The 13,537-nt window shown below is 71.1% G+C and carries 13 protein-coding genes; 7 read left to right on the top strand and 6 right to left on the bottom strand.

The annotated features are described in order from the left end of the window. The first annotated feature begins 206 nt into the window (after positions 1 to 206). The gene (locus RM704_RS02650; RefSeq protein ID WP_033528007.1) at positions 207 to 3,485 is read left to right on the top strand and encodes a tetratricopeptide repeat protein; all 3,279 of its coding nucleotides are present in this window, start codon (positions 207 to 209) and stop codon (positions 3,483 to 3,485) included. A gap of 102 nt (positions 3,486 to 3,587) precedes the next feature. On the opposite strand, the gene RM704_RS02645 is transcribed toward RM704_RS02650, so the two are convergent. Both RM704_RS02645 and mca read right to left on the bottom strand, forming a co-directional pair. Continuing rightward, positions 3,588 to 3,833 carry a hypothetical protein gene (locus RM704_RS02645; protein WP_033528006.1) on the bottom strand — a complete coding sequence of 82 codons (246 nt, stop codon included), beginning with the start codon at positions 3,831 to 3,833 and terminating at the stop codon, positions 3,588 to 3,590. Between the two features lie 21 nt (positions 3,834 to 3,854). Further along, positions 3,855 to 4,706 (bottom strand): mycothiol conjugate amidase Mca, encoded by an 852-nt coding sequence (mca, locus tag RM704_RS02640; RefSeq protein WP_033528005.1) that lies wholly within the window; start codon positions 4,704 to 4,706, stop codon positions 3,855 to 3,857. Positions 4,707 to 4,916: 210 nt separating this feature from the next. On the opposite strand from mca, the gene RM704_RS02635 reads away from it, so the two are divergent. Next, entirely contained in the window at positions 4,917 to 5,315 is a 399-nt protein-coding gene (locus tag RM704_RS02635) for a DUF4307 domain-containing protein (RefSeq protein ID WP_033528004.1), read from the top strand. Between the two features lie 212 nt (positions 5,316 to 5,527). Beyond that, positions 5,528 to 6,028 carry a transcription elongation factor GreA gene (gene greA / locus RM704_RS02630; protein WP_033528003.1) on the top strand — a complete coding sequence of 167 codons (501 nt, stop codon included), beginning with the start codon at positions 5,528 to 5,530 and terminating at the stop codon, positions 6,026 to 6,028. An 81-nt stretch (positions 6,029 to 6,109) separates the two neighbouring features. Here greA and RM704_RS02625 read toward each other — a convergent pair whose 3' ends face one another. The 3 genes from RM704_RS02625 to ilvA form a co-directional block, all read right to left on the bottom strand. Beyond that, the gene (locus RM704_RS02625; RefSeq protein ID WP_033528002.1) at positions 6,110 to 6,955 is read right to left on the bottom strand and encodes an ABC transporter permease; all 846 of its coding nucleotides are present in this window, start codon (positions 6,953 to 6,955) and stop codon (positions 6,110 to 6,112) included. Beyond that, positions 6,952 to 7,974, bottom strand: a complete 1,023-nt coding sequence (locus RM704_RS02620; protein WP_033528001.1) for a daunorubicin resistance protein DrrA family ABC transporter ATP-binding protein — start codon at positions 7,972 to 7,974, stop codon at positions 6,952 to 6,954. Before RM704_RS02620 ends, RM704_RS02625 begins: the two co-directional genes overlap by 4 nt. A 170-nt stretch (positions 7,975 to 8,144) precedes the next feature. Continuing rightward, positions 8,145 to 9,374 carry a threonine ammonia-lyase gene (gene ilvA / locus RM704_RS02615; protein WP_033528029.1) on the bottom strand — a complete coding sequence of 410 codons (1,230 nt, stop codon included), beginning with the start codon at positions 9,372 to 9,374 and terminating at the stop codon, positions 8,145 to 8,147. A gap of 164 nt (positions 9,375 to 9,538) precedes the next feature. On the opposite strand from ilvA, the gene RM704_RS02610 reads away from it, so the two are divergent. The 3 genes from RM704_RS02610 (at position 9,539) to RM704_RS02600 (ending at position 10,929) form a co-directional block, all read left to right on the top strand. Further along, positions 9,539 to 10,033, top strand: a complete 495-nt coding sequence (locus RM704_RS02610) for a MarR family winged helix-turn-helix transcriptional regulator (RefSeq protein ID WP_192829686.1) — start codon at positions 9,539 to 9,541, stop codon at positions 10,031 to 10,033. A 159-nt stretch (positions 10,034 to 10,192) separates the two neighbouring features. Further along, on the top strand, positions 10,193 to 10,684 hold the full coding sequence (locus RM704_RS02605) for a sigma factor-like helix-turn-helix DNA-binding protein (RefSeq protein WP_192829683.1): 492 nt from the start codon (positions 10,193 to 10,195) through the stop codon (positions 10,682 to 10,684). Continuing rightward, on the top strand, positions 10,681 to 10,929 hold the full coding sequence (locus tag RM704_RS02600) for a hypothetical protein (RefSeq protein WP_033527999.1): 249 nt from the start codon (positions 10,681 to 10,683) through the stop codon (positions 10,927 to 10,929). The genes RM704_RS02605 and RM704_RS02600 overlap by 4 nt, the downstream gene beginning before the upstream one ends. A gap of 36 nt (positions 10,930 to 10,965) precedes the next feature. Here RM704_RS02600 and RM704_RS02595 read toward each other — a convergent pair whose 3' ends face one another. Beyond that, entirely contained in the window at positions 10,966 to 12,120 is a 1,155-nt protein-coding gene (locus RM704_RS02595; protein WP_033527998.1) for a cystathionine gamma-synthase, read from the bottom strand. A 219-nt stretch (positions 12,121 to 12,339) separates the two neighbouring features. On the opposite strand from RM704_RS02595, the gene RM704_RS02590 reads away from it, so the two are divergent. After that, on the top strand, positions 12,340 to 13,458 hold the full coding sequence (locus RM704_RS02590; RefSeq protein WP_033527997.1) for a hypothetical protein: 1,119 nt from the start codon (positions 12,340 to 12,342) through the stop codon (positions 13,456 to 13,458). Positions 13,459 to 13,537: the final 79 nt, after the last annotated feature.

The following is a 13,537-nucleotide window of genomic DNA, read 5'->3' as shown; positions in this document are numbered from 1 at the left end:
TTCAGCACGGGGGCGCGTCCCGCTCCCGCCCCCGACGGCCCCGCGGTCGGCCGACAGCCCGGGCCCCGCCACGGCCCCCGCTCCCCGCGCACGCGCACCCACCGCCCGCGCACACGCCCCCTCCCTGATCCACGCCCTCTCGCCTCCGCGCCCCGATCGGCCCACACTTGCCCCAGGCAGCCGTTTCAACGAAGGGGGACGTTGTGATGCGGGACAGCCACCGGGGGGAGGCCGAACGGCTGTTGATCCGGGCGGTCGAGGAGGAGGTCCGCAGGTCGGGCGGCCGTACCGACGGAGTCGTCCTGCTCGGCCGTGCCCGCGCCGCCCTGGACGCGATGGCGCAGCACGCGGCCGAGGAGTACGAGACGTACACCCGGGCACTGGACGAGTCCGAGGCCGGGCGCCTCACCTTCGGCCAGCGCTACGCGAAGGAGGGCTCCGGAACCCCCCTGCTGATCGCGGCCGTCGCCGCCGGCACGGCGGTGGTCGCCGACCTCTCCTTCGGCGTCGCCCCCGGCACCGCCGTCAGCACGGGGGTGATCGTCGGCATCGCCAGCGCCGTGGCCACCGTCCTGAAGGTCACCGCCTCCCACCTCCCCGCCGCCCACCATCACGCGGGCGCCCTGAGCCAGCCCGGCGGCCCCGAGCAGCTGCGGCTGCAGTGGCTGACGGCACTGGAGGTACGCGGCATACGCCCGTTCCTCGACCAGCAGCGCGTCCTCGCCGCGTCGACGGCGACGGCGAAGAAGAAGGCGCCCCAACTGCGCGGCGCCGACAAGAGCGCGGCGGCCCGGCGGCGCAATGTGCTGGAGCAGTCGTTCGCCCAACTCCCCGAGTCCGACGACCGGTTCGCGGGCCGACGGACGGAGATGGGGAAGATCCGCCAGTGGGTGCAGGCGGCCCGCGCGGAGACCGAGACCCGGCCGACCGTCGTCGTGCTGCACGGCGCGTCCGGCTCCGGCCGCACCGCTCTCGCCGTCCGCGCCACCCATGAACTGCGGGACTACTTCCGCGGCGCCTGCGTGGTCGATCTGCGCGCCGACAGCCCCGAGGAGCCGCCGCTGTCGACCCGGGACGCGCTGATGCATCTGCTGAATCGTCTCGGCGCACCCCGCGACCAGCTGCTCTTCCGGGAGCGCACCTCCCAGGACCAGCAGGTCAAACGGCTCAGCGAGCTGTACCACCAGCATCTGACCGCCCTGCCGGTGACGATCGTCCTGGACGACGCCTCCGATCCCGAGCAGGTCAGCGCCCTCGTCCCCGAGCGCTCCGACAGCCTCGTCCTGGTCACCGCCCGCTCCCCGCTCGCCCTCCCCGCCGACCTGCCCGCCTGGGTCCACCAGCTCCCCGTCGAGGCGCTCGACGGCGACGGCACGCACGAACTGCTGAGCACGGCGGCCCAGGACGGCTCTGCGCTGTCGACGGAAGCTGCCCCGGGTGCGGCCACGGGTGCCGCCGCCGGACCGTCCTCGGGGGCGCGGCCCGCCTCGTACGACGCGGAATCCGTCGCCCGGATCCGGCACCTGTGCGGCGGCCTGCCCCTCGCCCTGCGCGTCGCCGGCTCGTCCCTGGGACCGCGCACGCCCGGCCAACTGGCCACGGACCTGGGCGCGTACGGCCCGGTCGAGCCGATCGAGAGGGCCCTCTGGCTCCGCTACACCGACCAGTCGGAACTCTCCCGCCGGCTGCTGCGCCGACTGGCACTGGCGGGGCGGGCCTCACTGGGCGCGGCGGCGGCCGCCTCGCTCCTCGCCACCGACGAGACGGAGGCGACCCGTCACCTCACCGCGCTCGCCCGCGCCGGTCTGATCGACCACGTCCACGGCAACCGCTACCGCCTGCACGACCTGGTCCGCGCCTTCGCCCACGCCCGCCTCCTCGACGAGGAGGAGCCGAGCGAGCGCACGGCCGCGCAGGAACGCCTCATCGTCACGTACGCCGACCTGGCCGACTCCGTCCTGCGTCTCGTCGACGGCAACATGTCGACCCGCTCTGACCGCTTCGGCCAGCACGGCTTCGTGTCGCTGGAGGAGGCGCTGCGCTGGCTGGACGACGAGACCAGCTTCATCACCTCCACGCTCCGGCACGCGGAGGGCGTGAACCAGGCGGCCGTGCTCAGTCTGCTGGGCGCCCTGTGCGACTACTGTCTGCTGCGCGGCGACCTCTACCGCCTCGGCGAACTCAACGAGCTGGCGCAGTCGGTGGACCAGGGCCTGCTGACCCGCTCGGTCCAGTGGCGTACGGGTATCGCGGCCCGTCAACTGGGCGAGCTGGACAAGTCGCGTACGACGCTGGCGTCGGTGGTCAACCTGTACATGGAGACGAACCACGACGCGGGCGCCGCCCGTGCCCTGTGCTCCCTGGGCATCACCCTCCACCACCAGGGCAATCTGACCGAGGCGGCGGAGAAGCTCCTGGAGGCCCTGCAGATGCAGTCGGCCCCCGAGCTGGCGGCGGACCGCGCGTGGACGATGCACGCCCTCGCGGCGGTGGAACGCGACCGCTCCCATCTGGCCGACTCCCTGGACCTGTTGAACCGGGCCCTGGTCCTGCACCGTCAGCAGGAGTCCCTGCACGGCGAGGGCTGGGCCTACTTCCAACTGGGCCAACTGCTGCTGCGCATGGGCGAGGTACCGCGTGCGGAGACCGAACTGCGCACGGCGCTCGACCTGTTCGGCCGCACCCGCGACCCGCGGGGCGAGGCCTGGTCGATGACCCAGCTGGCCCGCGCCCGACTCGTCGCCGGTGACCCCTCCGCCGCCGTCGACGGTCTGCGCCAGGCCCTCGCCCGTCACCGCGACAACGAGGACGCCCGCGGGGAGGCCTGGTCCGGCTACTACCTGGGCCAGGCCCTGGAGGAGACCGGCACCCTCGACCAGGCGGTCCGCGAGCTGGAGCGCTCCCGCACCATGTTCTCCCGGATGCGGGACGTGTACGGCCTGGCCTGCGCCCGCCACCACTCGGCCCGCGTCACCCGCGACCAGCGGGCCGTGCAGACCGGCTCGCTGCGCAACTCCGGCTTCGCCCGCCAGCTCCTCGTCGACGCCCGCGCCGACTTCCAGCGCATCGGCGTCGCCCACGGAGAGGCCTGGACCTGCCTGGAACTGGCGGTCGTGGACGCGGGCAACACCCGCACCCCCCAGGCACTGGCCCTCTGCGAGGAGGCCACTCGCCTCTTCGCCTCCTACGGCGACCGCCGCGGCGAGGACTGGGCCCGCTTCCTCAAGTGCACCCTGCTGCCCTACGCGGCTCCCGGCGGCGTGGAGATCGGCACGGCCGTCGCCCAGGAGGACCTGGCCCATCTCTCCCGCACGGCCCACCCCCTGCGTGACGAGAAACTCACCGAGTACATCGAGGCCTACCAGCTCCTCCTGGAACGTGGCGTCAACCTGGAGAGCGGCTGGCGGGCCTGGACCCTCGGCATGGTCCCGAACCGCCATGCGCGCGAGGTGATGGGCGTGCCGGTGTCGGGCGGGCACGGGTGAGCGGAGCCGCTCCGTGCCGCGTGACCCCGCGAGGACAGGGCGTGACCGCGCGGCACCTCGGCGGTGTCGCGCGGTCAGCCCGCCAAGCCGTCGCGCCGGCGGTCAGCCCTTCGCCGGGGTCGCCTTCCCGGCCACGTCCGTCGCCGTCTCCTCGACGGAGGCGTCAGGGTCCGGCGACTCCTTGAAGTCGACCTTGCCCATGTGCTTGCTCATGGACTTCATCAGGCCCCAGACGGCCAGGGCCATCACCGCGAAGACGATGAAACCGAGGACGCCGGGGGTGACCTTGTCCTCGTCCACCTCCTTGGCGAGGGGGACGAGGTGTGTGACTGCCAGGCTTACGCTCATGCCTGGCATTGTCCCCCAGGGCTAGCGGATGCCCGCAAAGAGGTCGTCCTCCGGGAGCGAGGTGTCCACGAGGGACTTCGCGAGCTCGTACTCCTCGGTCGGCCAGACCTCCTTCTGGATCTCCATCGGGACCCGGAACCAGCCGCCGTCGGGGTCGATCTGCGTGGCGTGGGCGATGAGGGCCTTGTCACGGATCTCGAAGAACTCGGCGCAGGGCACATGCGTGGTCAGGGTGCGGTTCTTGTGGTCGGACTCGTCCCAGCGCTTGAGCCACTCGCCGTACGGGGACTCCAGGCCGCGCTCCAGCAGGGCGTTGTGCAGCGCCTCGGTGCGCGGGCGGTTGAAGCCCTGGTTGTAGTAGAGCTTCTGCGGCTGGTACGCCGGGCCGTACTCGGCCTCGGGGTACCGCTCGGTGTCCGCCGCGCCCTCGAACGCCACCATCGAGATCTTGTGGGTCATGATGTGGTCGGGGTGCGGGTACCCGCCGTTCTCGTCGTAGGTGGTGATCACCTGGGGACGGAACGCGCGGATCTTCCGGACCAGCTCACCCGCAGCCTTGTCGACGTCCTCCAGGGCGAAGCAGCCGTCGGGAAGGGGCGGCAGGGGGTCGCCCTCGGGGAGGCCGGAGTCGACGAAGCCGAGCCACTCCTGGCCGACGCCGAGGATCTCGCGGGCCTCGTCCATCTCCTTCTTGCGTACCTCGTGAATGTGCTCCTCGATGTACTTGTCGCCCTGCAGTTTCGGATTGAGGATGGAGCCGCGCTCGCCGCCCGTGCAGGTCACGACCAGCACGTCCACCCCCTCGGACACATACTTCGCCATGGTGGCCGCACCCTTGCTCGACTCGTCGTCGGGGTGCGCGTGCACGGCCATCAGTCGCAGCTGGTCAGTCAAGACTCATTCCCTCGTCACTCGGCGCCCGGCCTGAAATTCGGTGACTCGGCCCGGCGCGATCCGGTGAGTCCATACTGCCGTCCCGCTCGGACACCCGTGTGGGGCGGCCGTCAGGCGCTGGGCGGGGGCTTCTATAGTGACGGCATCGGGGGACGGGATATTCCCCGATCCGGATCAGAGAGGGCGACCATGACGACGGCGAGCACGCGGCTTCCCGAGGGTCGCTACGGCCGCTCCGCGGACGAGCGCGCCGACCGCAAGCTCAAGGTCATCGGCAGCGTCCTCGGCGCGGCCCTCCTCGTCCTCATCGGCTGGTTCGCCTACCACTACGTCGCCGACAACAAGATCAGCGTCGAGATCTACACCTTCGATACCTCGGCGACCTCGGTGGAGGTGCACCTCAGGGGCGACAAGGACGCCGGCGTCGAGGGCTACTGCACCGTGCGCTCCCAGTCCGAGGACGGCGCCGAGGTGGGCCGCGCGGACTTCCGCTTCGACGCCGCCACCACCGACATCGACGAGGTCGTCACCCTGAAGACGACGGCGCGCGGCACCACCGCCGAACTGCTCGGCTGTCACGCCGGCTGACCCCGGCCTGCCAAAGCTCCCGGCCCGAGCCGCCGACCGAACCGTCCGGCTCTCCGCATCTCCACCCTGACCTGCGTCGACGTAACGCTTGTGGTTTATGTCCTCCCCCTTCCGCCGGTGAATTGTTAGGCTCGTGGTTTCGCCCACTCGTGAAGGAACATTCTTCTGTGTAGGGCGATGCTTTGTATTCCCAGTACCTACGAGGAGCACCTGTGACCCAGACCAGCGAGAACGTCACCTGGCTGACCCAGGAGGCGTACAACCAGCTCAGGGCCGAGCTGGAGTACCTGTCTGGTCCCGCGCGCACGGAGATCGCCGCCAAGATCGCGGCCGCGCGCGAGGAGGGCGACCTGCGCGAGAACGGCGGGTACCACGCGGCCAAGGAGGAGCAGGGCAAGCAGGAGCTCCGTGTGCGCCAGCTGACCCAGCTCCTGGAGAACGCGAAGGTCGGCGAGGCGCCGGCCTCGGCGGACGGCGCGGTCGCGCCCGGCATGGTCGTGACGATCGCCTTCGACGGCGACGAGGACGACACCGTGACCTTCCTGCTCGCCTCCCGGGAGTACGCCAGCTCCGACATCGAGACCTACTCGCCGCAGTCCCCGCTCGGCTCGGGCGTGATCGGCAAGAAGGTCGGCCAGGACGCCCAGTACGAGCTGCCGAACGGCAAGTTCGCCTCGGTGAAGATCCTCAAGGCCGTGCCCTACCAGAGCTGACCGCGCGTCCCTCGCCCGACCCATGGCCCCCGGCACCCCTTCGGTGCCGGGGGCCCGGTCATGCGTGGGGACAGCAGCCGTTCACGCCGCCGCCGAGCGGTACTTCCGCACGGACAGGGTGCGGAATATGACGATGATGAGGACCGAGTAGATCAGCGAGGCCCACACCGGGTGCTGCATGGGCCAGGCGTCCGACGGCGACACCCCCGGGTTGCCGAAGAGCTCACGGCAGGCCTGGACGGTGGCACTGAACGGGTTCCAGTCGGCGACGTGCTGGAGCCAGGGCGTCATCCTGCTGGAGTCCACGAACGCGTTCGAGATGAAGGTGACCGGGAAGAGCCAGATCAGCCCGCCGGAGGTGGCCGCCTCGGGGGTGCGCACGGAGAGTCCGATCAGTGCGCCGACCCAGGTGAAGGCGTATCCGAGCAGGAGCAGCAGACCGAAAGCGCCGAGCACCTCGCCCGCGTTGGTGTGGGTGCGCCAGCCGACGAGCAGGGCGACCACGGCCAGCACGGCCAGGGTGAGGGCGGTCTGGACGAGGTCCGCGAGGGTCCGCCCGGTGAGCACGGCCCCGCGCGCCATGGGCAGCGAGCGGAAGCGGTCGATGAGCCCCTTGTGCATGTCGTCGGCGATACCGGCTCCGGCGCCGGCGGTGGCGAAGGTGACGGTCTGCGCGAAGATGCCGGCCATCAGGAACTCGGTGTAGACGTCCGGGTCGGTGGTCCCGCCGATGTTCATGGAGCCACCGAAGACATAGGTGAACAGCACCACGAACATGATGGGTTGAATAAGCCCGAAAATGACCATTTCCGGGATTCGGGACATACGAATCAGATTGCGCTTGGCGACGACCAACGAGTCCCGGACGGACCGGATGAACGGGTTGCCCGACGGTGCGACGCGCGCGGCTCCGGTGACGGCGCTCACTTGGACCCCTCCTTCCTGCGGCCGCGCCCTCTCGCCTCGGCCACCTCCTCCTGCCCCGCGGCCTCCGCCTCGCCCTTCACCTCGGCGACGTGTCCTGTCAGGGAGAGGAACACGTCGTCCAGGGTGGGGCGGCGCAGGCCGATGTCGTCGATCTCGATGCCTTCGCTGTCCAGTTCGCGGATGACCTCGGCAAGGAGCTTGGCGCCGCCGGTGACGGGCACGGTGAGCTTGCGGGTGTGCTCCTCGACGGTGGTCGCGCCCTTGCCGAAGCCGGTCAGCACCTCGACGGCGGCCGGGATGCGCTCGCGCTCGTGCACGACGACCTCGACGCGCTCACCGCCGGTGCGGGCCTTGAGCTGGTCGGAGGTCCCGCGGGCGATGACGCGGCCGTGGTCGACGACGGCGATGTCGTGCGCGAGGTGGTCGGCCTCCTCCAGGTACTGGGTGGTGAGCAGCAGGGTCGTACCGCCGGAGACCAGCTGCTTGATCACGTCCCACAGCTGCTGGCGGTTGCGCGGATCGAGTCCGGTGGTCGGCTCGTCCATGAACATCACCGGCGGCGACACCACGAGCGCGGCGGCGAGGTCGAGCCGGCGGCGCATTCCGCCGGAGTACGTCTTGGCCGGGCGGTCGGCGGCGTCGGCGAGGTGGAACTGCTCCAGCAGCTCCCCCGCGCGGATCTTCGCGTCCCTGGCCCGCATCTGGTAGAGCTGGCCGACCATCTGCAGGTTCTCACGGCCCGTCAGATACTCGTCGACCGCGGCGAACTGGCCGGAGAGGCCGACCGAGCGCCGTACGGCGTCGGGGTCCTTCAGCACGTCGATGCCGGCGACCACGGCCCTGCCACTGTCGGGCCGCAGCAGGGTGGTGAGGCAGCGGACGGTGGTCGTCTTGCCCGCGCCGTTCGGCCCGAGCAGACCCAGAACGGTGCCCTCGGGGACGTCGAGGTCGACGCCGTCGAGGGCTCTTACATCACCGAAGGTCTTCACCAGGCCTTCGGCATGGATGGCGCCTGGCATGTGTTTTCTCCACGTCTTTTCGGTTCTTTCGCAGCGGAACAACGGGACGGCGGAACAGACGGACCTGAAGTCCGAGGGAGGGGCACGAGACACACCATAACGCGATGTATCGCGTCCCTCAATGGACTTACCCGAACGGGTGACGAGTGAAGATCGAAGAGGCGCCGACCTCAGTCGATGACGGTGTAACCCGCCTCGCGCAGGGCGGAGTTGACCTCGGCGCAGTGCTTCGGGCCCCTCGTCTCCAGGTGCAGTTCGACCTCCACCTCCGTGAGCCCGAGCCGGGGGTCGGTCCGTACGTGGCTCACGTCCAGGACATTAGCGTCGACCGCTGACAACACCCCCAGAAGTGTCGCGAGGGCACCGGGGCGGTCGGTGAGGCGGAGGCGTACCTGGAGGTAGCGGCCACCGGCGGCCATGCCGTGCCGCAGGATGCGCTGCATCAGCAGCGGGTCGACGTTGCCGCCGGAGAGCACCGCGACGACCGGCCCCTCGAAGGCCTTCGGGTCGCGCAGCAGGGCGGCGACCGGGCTGGCGCCCGCCGGTTCCACGACCAGCTTCGCCCGCTCCAGGCAGAGCAGCAGGGCGCTGGAGAGGTCGTACTCCGAGACCGTGCGGATCTCGTCCACCAGTTCGGCGACGATGCGGAACGGCACGTCGCCGGGCCGTCCGACCTTGATGCCGTCGGCCATCGTCGCCGGGTTCTCCACCGCCAGGGGCAGTCCGGCGGCCAGCGACGGCGGATACGCGGCGGCGCCCTCCGCCTGGACGCCGATGACCCGCACGTCCGGCCGCAGTGCCTTCACCGCGACCGCGATGCCCGCCGCGAGCCCTCCGCCGCCGACCCCGACCACGATCGTGCGCACCTCCGGGCACTGCTCCAGGATCTCCAGGCCGACCGTGCCCTGACCAGCGATGACGTCATGGTGGTCGAACGGGTGGATGAACACCGCGCCGGTTCCGGCCGCGTACTCCTGGGCCGCGGCCAGCGTCTCGTCGACCACCGTGCCGTGCAGCCGCACCTCGGCGCCGTACTCCTCGGTCGCGCTGATCTTCGGCAGCGGGGCGCCCTTCGGCATGAAGACCGTGGACCGCACCCCGAGCAGGGAGGAGGCGAGGGCGACCCCCTGGGCGTGGTTGCCCGCGCTCGCGGCGACGACACCGGCGGCGCGTTCCTCGGGCAGCAGCCCCGCGATCCGGACGTACGCGCCGCGCAGCTTGAACGAGCCCGTCCGCTGGAGGTTCTCGCACTTGAGGTGCACCGGCGCGCCGACGAGCTGCGACAAATGCCTGCTGCCCTCCATCGCGGTGACACGTGAGACGCCGGTAAGCATCTTCTGGGCGCCTCGCACGTCGTCGAGCGTCACCACCGGAAAGGAGTCAGCCGTGCTGTAGCTCATGACCACCAGTCTCGCAGTTCACAGCGGTGGAACGCGGGTGTGACCAAGGCGCGGGACTGGTTTCAGCGGCGCCGGTACACCCCGCGCCCGGTCCGCGTACTCTGTCCCCCAACCCAGCGCCCCACGCATGAATTGAGCCTTTGGCCATGCCCACAACACCTGAAATGTCGATGGACATGACGACCGCCGGTGACAACGGTCTTCTCGACACGCTGCAGCACGAGGTCGCGGTGTTCGCACGCCGTGCCGAACAGACCCGGCTCGGCGGCGTCGGGCAGGTGCGCAACTCCATGGACCGTGCCGCGTACCTGCTGCTCAACCGCCTCGACAAGGAAGGCCCGATGGGCGTCAAGGCGCTCGCGGCGAGCATGGGGATCGACTCCTCGACGGTCACCCGGCAGGTGGCGCCGCTCGTGGACACGGGACTCGTCAAGCGCACCTCGCACCCGGAGGACGGCCGGGCGGTGGTGCTCCAGTTGTCGCCCCGTGGGCTCGCCCGCCTTGAGGAGGTACGTTCCTCCAGGCGCCAGTTGATGGCCGAACTCACCGAGGACTGGGCCCCTGAGGAGCGCGAGGCGTTCTGCTCCCTCCTCACCCGTTTCAACACGGCGCTCTCGACCCGTATGGCGGCGGCGCCGGAGGCACCGTCGCCTTCCTGACCCTTGACCGCGCGCCCGCTCCTGGCCTCATATGAGATCGGGCCCTCGTCGTGGACGGCGGACGAAGCCGTGGACGGCGGACGACACCGTACGCGGCGGAGCGAACCGTGGGCGGACGGGCCCCGTTCCCCTCAGGGTCGGCCTCAGGCGGGAGGCGCGGTGCGAGATCGGCGTGTGGTGCAAGGTGCCCGCCGGGCCCGGGAGTTCGAGGCGTTCGTCGCGGGTGCGGCGGGGCGGCTGTTGCAGACCGCCACCCTGTTCACGGCGGAGGCGCCGGACGACAACCCGCGCGCGCGGCGACTGCTGACGCATGCCCTCGCCCACACGTACGCCACGTGGGACCGGCTGCGCGGTGAGGACCCCTACGACCGGACCCGTCAGCAGCTGGCCGTCCGTTTCGCGCGCGCGGCGTGGCACCATCACGCGCTCTTCCGCCACGCGCGCGTGGGTGTCCTGGGCGTTCTCAGCCCCCAGGAGCGGCTGATCCTGGTCCTGCGGCTCTACGAGGGGGTCGCCGAGGAACAGACGGCGGCGCTCCTCGGGCTGCCCGTCGAGCGGGTACGGACGATCTGTCTGCGCGCGATGGCGACCGTTCTGCATCCGCCGCGCGAGGTCGCCTCCCAGAAGGTGGTGGAGGTGGTGCCGTCATGAGTCTGCGGGAGCGCGAGACGGCCGTACGGCGGATCCTGGAGCGCGGGCCGGCGAAGGTGCCGCCCGATCTGTGCGCGGCGGCGATGCGGCGGGGCGGGCGCATGCTGCGGCGCCGGACGGTGGCCCGTCGTCTGCTGTGGCTGGCGCTGACGGCCGCCGTGGTGGCGTTCTTCGTGTGGGCGCTGAGCACCCAGCCCTGGGTGGAGCCGCCGTCGACGACGACCCCACCGGTGGTGGACTGGTGAGCGCCCGTGGCCGGGACCGGTCCCGGCCGGGGGTGCTCAGCCGAGCGCCTGCTGGAGGTCCTCCAGGAGGTCGTCGACGTTCTCGATGCCCACGGAGAGGCGGACGAGGTCGGCCGGCACCTCCAGGGCCGAACCGGCCGCCGAGGCGTGCGTCATGCGGCCCGGGTGCTCGATCAGGGATTCGACGCCGCCCAGGGACTCGCCGAGGGTGAACACCTTGGCGCGGTTGCAGACCTCCAGGGCCGCCTCCTCGCCGCCGGTGACGCGGAACGACACCATGCCGCCGAAGGCCTTCATCTGCTTGGCGGCGACCTCGTGCCCGGGGTGCTCGGGCAGGCCGGGGTAGTAGACGCCGGCCACGCGCGGGTGCCGGGTCAGCATGTCGGCGATCTTGGTGGCGTTCTCGCTGTGCCGGTCCATGCGGACGGCGAGCGTCTTGGTGCCGCGCAGCACGAGCCAGGAGTCGAAGGGCCCGGCGACCGCGCCCAAGGCGTTCTGGTGGTAGGCCAGTTCCTCGCCCAGCTCCTGGTCGCCCACGATCAGGGCGCCGCCGACGACGTCGGAGTGGCCGCCCATGTACTTGGTGAGCGAGTGCACGACGACGTCCGCGCCGAGCCCGAGGGGCTGCTGGAGGTAGGGGGTGGCGAAGGTGTTGTCGACGACCAGCTTCGCGCCGGCCTCGCGGGCGACCTGGGCGACGGCCGGGATGTCGGTGATCCCGAGCAGCGGGTTGGAGGGGGTCTCCACCCAGACGACCTTGGTCTTGGGGGTGATGGCGGCGCGGACGGCGGCGGGGTCGGAGGTGTCGGCCACCGACCAGTCCACGCCCCACCGGGAGACGACCTTCGCGAAGAGACGGAACGTGCCGCCGTACGCGTCGTTGGGGATGACCACGTGGTCACCGGGGCTGAGCAGCGTACGCAGCAGGCAGTCCTCGGCGGCCAGCCCGGACGCGAAGGCGAGGCCGCGGCGCCCGCCCTCCAGGGCCGCGAGGTTCTCCTCCAGCGCGGTGCGGGTGGGGTTGGCGCTGCGGCTGTACTCGTAGCCGCCGCGCAGGCCTCCGACGCCGTCCTGCTTGAAGGTCGAGACCTGGTAGATCGGCGGGACGACGGCGCCGGTGAGGGGATCCGCGGTGTTGCCCGCGTGGATCGCGAGGGTCTCGAAGTGTTGGCTGGTGTGGGTGTCGCTCATGGGTATCGAGCCTAAGCGGTGCGCCGGGTGTTGGGTGCCCAATGGCTCGGGGGGCCTGTGAACGGTGGATGACAGGTGCTCGTGGCCGGTCCTGCCCACGGGGCGGGGCCGCGCGTCGGGCCCGGAACCGCGCCCCTGGCCATGGCCCGGTTTCGGGAGTTGTCCACAGGTCCGCGACCGGGTTGGGCAATTGTCGGCGGCGTCTGGAACCCTTGTGGCATGGAGATTCTCTGGGTCCTGATGGCGATGCTCATGGTCGGGTTCGTGGTGTGGCCGATCGTGGCGCGGCGGCGGGCCGGTATTCAGCAGGTCGAGGCGGGGCATCCGGACGCGGCGGACCCGGCGGACTACGGGTTCATGCGCCAGGAGCTGCTGGACGTGCGGATGCCGGGGCCCGACCAGGATCTGCTGGACGTGCTGGACGTGGTGCAGCGTTCCCAGGACTACCGCGCGGCTAAGCAGTTGCTGGCCGGTACGGAGGCGGCCGGCGAGGTCAGATGGCAGCGGGTGCAGGCGTTCGCGGGCGCGGCGGCGCTGGAGCTGGCGCAGCGTCCCGGCGGGGTGGGTGAGACGCCGGGCGGGCAGTGGTTGCGGGTGTGGCGCGCGGAGGCGCCCAAGGACGCGGGCGGCGCGGCGGTGCACGCGGAGTTCCTGGTGCAGCAGGCGTGGCGGACGTCGACGCCGGGCACGGACGACTTCCGGATCATCATGGAGGAGGCCAGGTCGGCGTGTGCCGACGCGGCGCTGTTGGCCCCCGGTGACCCGATCCCGTACATCGTCGAGCTGTCCGTGGCGCGTGGGCTGGCGTACCCCCGTGCGGAGTTCGAGCAGCTCTGGCTGAAGATCCTGGACCGGGCGCCGGCGCACATGGGCGCCCATCTCGCGGCCCTGCACTACTGGTGCGAGAAGTGGCACGGTTCGCGGGAGCTGGCGTACTCCTTCGCCGAGGCGGCCGCCGCCCGCGCGCCGCAGGGCTCGCTCCTCGCGGCCATGCCGCTCTTCGCGGTCTTCGAGCACCTGCCCGAGGTGAATCTGGTGCAGGGCTTCTACGAGAGCGAGGTCGTCACCAAGGCGATCCACGGTGCGCTGTTCGCGGTGCACGCCGCGCGTCCCGACGACCCGATGCTGGCCCATGTCCGCCATCTGCTGATCTTCTTCCTGGTCCGCTCCGAGCGCTGGTCCGAGGCCATGGACCAGCTGGTCCACGTCGACGGCCACGTGGGTGCCCTCCCCTGGACCCTCACCTCCGACCCGGCCGCGGACTACGCGATATACCGGGCGCTGGCGGTGGCGGGATACGAGGCGAACGGCGGCAGCCCGGCGACGCTTCCGCACTGATCCCGTGAGACGCCCGGCCACCCGGTAAGCCCTTGCGACCCCGCACACCCGTGCGAAATACTCCGCCCCTCACGCATTG

This window comes from Streptomyces gottesmaniae, assembly GCF_031845845.1.
GTDB lineage: Bacteria > Actinomycetota > Actinomycetes > Streptomycetales > Streptomycetaceae > Streptomyces > Streptomyces akebiae.
Note: the sequence above shows the minus strand (reverse complement) of the source record. Positions and strands in the feature narration are given on the sequence as shown.